The 3,970-nt window shown below is 26.0% G+C and carries 1 protein-coding gene and 1 pseudogene; both read right to left on the bottom strand.

Annotation, left to right across the window (positions count from 1 at the left end; genetic code table 11):
- Nucleotides 1-349 precede the first annotated feature (349 nt).
- Entirely contained in the window at nucleotides 350-2,920 is a 2,571-nt protein-coding gene (locus ACRC03_RS02235; protein WP_438650924.1) for an immunoglobulin-like domain-containing protein, read from the bottom strand.
- Nucleotides 2,921-3,122: 202 nt separating this feature from the next.
- A pseudogene (locus tag ACRC03_RS02230) lies at nucleotides 3,123-3,970 on the bottom strand (hypothetical protein); the annotation flags it as partial.

Raw genomic sequence — 3,970 nt, 5'->3', positions numbered from 1 at the left:
CAAATTTTTCTAGAATTTCATCCCAATTTATTTCACTTTGTTCAATTAACATAGTTAGCCTCCATATTCAAGTTTTTATACTTTATATTTTAGCTAAAAAAATATTGGCATTCTAGTCGGATATTCTTTGACGCTTACAGATAGTGTCAAGTTTTGGTGTAAAACTTTTTAATGCTTAATTTTATCTGTATTGCTTAATTTATGCATTTATTCTTATTAAAAAACAACCTGCATAGACAGACACTCTTTTATATGCGTCCGCTATACAGGTTTTATTTTTTCCCAAATGGTTATATCTTTGTTTTACAGCAAGCTGAATGCTAACTCTAGTTTTTATTAAATTTGTATATTATTTTACAGTAACTATCTTTTCAGCAGTGACATATTGTGACTTACTCATTTTCACTACTACTTTTTTACCCTTTTTTTGTTTTGGTATACTTATTTTATACTCTCCCTTTGAGTTTACTGTTCCAGTTTTTCCTATTTGTTTTCCATCCACAAATATCTTTACACTTGCTCCATACAAGCCCTTAACACTTACTATTGTGGACGTTGTTTTAATACTGTTTACTGTAAAAACTTTAAATACTTTTAGCACTACTGTGCTTTTTTCTATTGTTGCGTACCCTGACTTACTCATTTTTACTACTACAGTTTTGCCACCTGCTTGTTTCGGTATACTTACCTTATACTCTCCCTTTGAGTTTACTGTTACAGTTTTTCCTATTTGCTTGCTACCTGCATATACTTTAATAGTTGCACCAGACAAACCTTTGCCACTTACTATAGTTGAATTTTGATTTAAAGTATTAACTGTAAAATTACTAAATACATTTAGTACTGTTATCTTTCTTGTTGCTGTTGTTTTATTTCCATCACTATCACTTACACTATATGTTAATGCATACACTCCTGCAACTTGATTATTTACACTTCCACTTATACTTATTTTTGATGTTAGGTTACCATCTTCCTTGTCTGTTGAGCTTACTCCGTATTTTGCATCAAAGCTATCTCCTACTTTTATTGTTTTATCTGTTGCTCCACTTATTACTGGTTTTTCATTACTTACGTTACTTTCTTCAGTTATTATTGTATAAGTAACATCACTGTCTTTGTCTGATGGTATTTGGAAAGTAGAAGCATCTATCGCTTTGGTAATAGCTCCTCCGCCTTTCATGCTAATACCCTGGCCACTATATATACAATCTTCTATTTTATTAAAACCAGTTTCTCCTTTAAATCCATATTTACCCGTTGCTTCATTTTTTAATAAAGCTACTCTAAAGTTTGTCATAAACTGACCAAAAGTCATATTTGGATCTATATATTTTTGTATTAAACATTCTATATCTTTATAATTATTATTTTTTAGTGACTGTAGTTCGCTAAAAATTTTATCTCCTTGACCTACTTGTATTCTGAAATACTGTAAAAATAAATATGATAATGAATAATTAGAAAGAGTATCTCCGTAATAATCCCAATATAATACTGAGTGTCCATTTTTAATAGATTTTGCATAATTATAATAATCAATTCTCTCTGTTAAGGAATTTTGTGTATAAATTTGCTCTGCTGCCATGGACATACCTTCATTCAACCAAACATCCATATCACTTACTGTATTTTCTAAGAATATTGTTTGATTAAAATTAATCATATGTTGGAACTCATGAGCTAAAGTTGAGTAACATTGAGTCACATCTACATCATAAGTATTATTGCTACTCATTGCTGGATAAGTATCTATATAAAATATTTCACTTTTATTAGAATATTGTATATTATATAAATCTCCTCCATAAAAATATCCAGCAATATATCCACCACTACCATTAAATCCATCTTGAATATCGTAACAAAGAATATTTACCTTACCATCACCATCTACATCTGACTCTTTTCCAAAATTATTTGCAACTTTATTGTATAGATTATTATCAAACTCTTGACCTAGCTTAATAGCACCACTTGAACTTATTTGATTATCGTTAACCCATACATTTGCTTTTGTACCAGAGTATAAAAGAGTTGCATTAATCGATTCATTTTCATCATCAGTAAAATTATAAACATAGAAAGATTTGTCATCTCCTACTTTATAAGATAAGTTTAAATTTTTACTTGGTATATTATTTTTGTTTAGTATTTTATCTTTATTTTTTTCAGTATCAAAAGGTATATTTATATCCATCTTATAACTTTTTTGTTTTAAATTCTTATTTATTGTATATTTATTGTTATCTATATCAAAAGTCCCTGTATATTTACTATTATTAACATCTATTGATTCATTAGATATGACAGCAAAATCATTTTGTTCTTCATTAGGTTCCTCTGTGTTAGTATAATATGGATTTTTCATTTTATAATATATATAATCACTATAATCAGTACTATCATCATCATAAATGCCTACAACCATATATACATATTCTTTATCTTGATAAACTGTTTCTGGTAAACTAATTGTGTATCTCACATTTGTATCACCATAAAAATAATCAGATACCTTTCCTAAATATTGCATACTTCCATCTTCTAATTCTGAAAAAAGCATAAAATCCATATATTTATCTTTATAATAAGGCTCATCACAATAAATATCTGTAACTATAGACATATATCCATTATAATAATTATTGTTTATATTATTATAATATAGACTATGAATTGTATTATAAGAATCATATAAGGCCCCTGCATATCCACCAGTATTTACCAGTTCGTAATCATTTGGATTTCGTATGTCTAAATTTTGTGCTCTACTTGGCTTACTTGAATTAGAGTTTAGATTTTTACTTACTTCTTGTAGCTTAATTTCTTCTCTATTATTATTAAGTGCATAAATACTTAGATTATTTGATAAAAATAGAGCCGCACATAATAATAGAGAAATTATTTTTTTCTTCATTCTATATCCCCCCGAATAAAATTTGTATTTATCAAAAATATTTGACATATTTCTAATCAATCATTAGTTTTACTTTTATGCCTAATTTAAATCATTATTCATACTAATAGTAGCATTTCTATATGCTTTAGATAACAATTTTTGTTCGCCTCTTTTTAACAAGATTATGTATTAATTACGAATTTATATTACCTATTTATAATTAATCCTCTCCATCAAAATCATCATAATATTCATCATTATTACATTCATCATGACTAATTTTTTCATTCATATTATCATAAACAGACTCAAAAATAAGCTGTGCAGCAAGCCATTCGCCACCTCTATTATTAATTTCATAATTATTATTTAAGTCAATTGAGGAATCTTCACTTTTTGGAGCATATTTATAGTTATAGTTATTTTTATATTCTATTTTATCTAATTTAGTCGCAATTTTTTTATTATTTTTATTTATTAATTCTCTAATTTCTATTATATTTGTTACTATTTTTAATAAATTATTCTTCTCATTATTAAATACATCGTCCTCTATTTCATCAAATATTTTTATATTTTCTTGTATTTCTTTTTTATAATCCATTAGTAGACACTCTTTTGTTTTTGTTCCTTCATCTAATATAATAGTCTGTATAATTTCTATTTCATCTACATCCAATTTTCTTTTAAACTTTTTTATATATTTGTAAATCTCAGACGCTCTAACTATTGGTTGATTAGAATAATTTTTTATTACTTCGCTATTACCAACTACAATTATCCCCTCTATTTTTAGATAATTTTCATATATACTTCTATTTAATTTATTATTTATAATTTTTTCAAGTAGAATAATATTTTTCTTATCATGAATAGTTAAAGTTGAATCTATTGATTTTTCCTTACCCTTAAAATAATCCTTTATCCAATTTCCATCTTCTTTTATATTTATAGTGTATGTACCCTTTGAACCTATATTTTTAATATCTAATACAAAAATTCCTTCTTTACTTATAATAATGTTATCATATTTAATACATTCTCCATTTATTTTTAATTGAATGTTAG

This window comes from Romboutsia sp. (assembly GCF_051659545.1).
Taxonomy (GTDB): domain Bacteria; phylum Bacillota; class Clostridia; order Peptostreptococcales; family Peptostreptococcaceae; genus JBOFOR01.
This window is presented reverse-complemented; position numbering and strand designations above follow the sequence as displayed.